The sequence below is a fragment of the Pseudomonas sp. 24 E 13 genome, assembly GCF_900004715.1.
In the GTDB taxonomy this organism is placed as follows: domain Bacteria; phylum Pseudomonadota; class Gammaproteobacteria; order Pseudomonadales; family Pseudomonadaceae; genus Aquipseudomonas; species Aquipseudomonas orientalis_A.
Genome location: NZ_CVTO01000103.1, coordinates 1 through 231, shown reverse-complemented (window position 1 = coordinate 231; position 231 = coordinate 1). Strand labels below are relative to the sequence as shown.

Annotated in this window: 1 protein-coding gene; it reads right to left on the bottom strand. The window is 56.7% G+C overall.

The window, feature by feature from the left end; all coding sequences use genetic code 11:
• On the bottom strand, positions 1–231 hold a 231-nt coding region (locus tag BFP90_RS29095; RefSeq protein ID WP_256097462.1), incomplete at both ends, for an immunoglobulin-like domain-containing protein.

Genomic DNA, 231 nt, shown 5'->3' with positions numbered 1-231 from the left:
GATTTTCGAAGTGCTCGCCCCCAGTGACAGTCTTGATAGCAGTGGTGACGGTCTGGTCGCCCTTGTACACGTCATCTGGTGCCACAGCGGTGACCGTGCCGCTGGATTGGTTCACACCGATGGTGATGGTTTTGCCGTTATCCAGTGTGACGGTCAACGGATTGGTGATGTTGGTCACCGGCGCGCCGTTTTTATCCACAAGGCTGGCGGTGTAGACGATGTTGCCGCCTT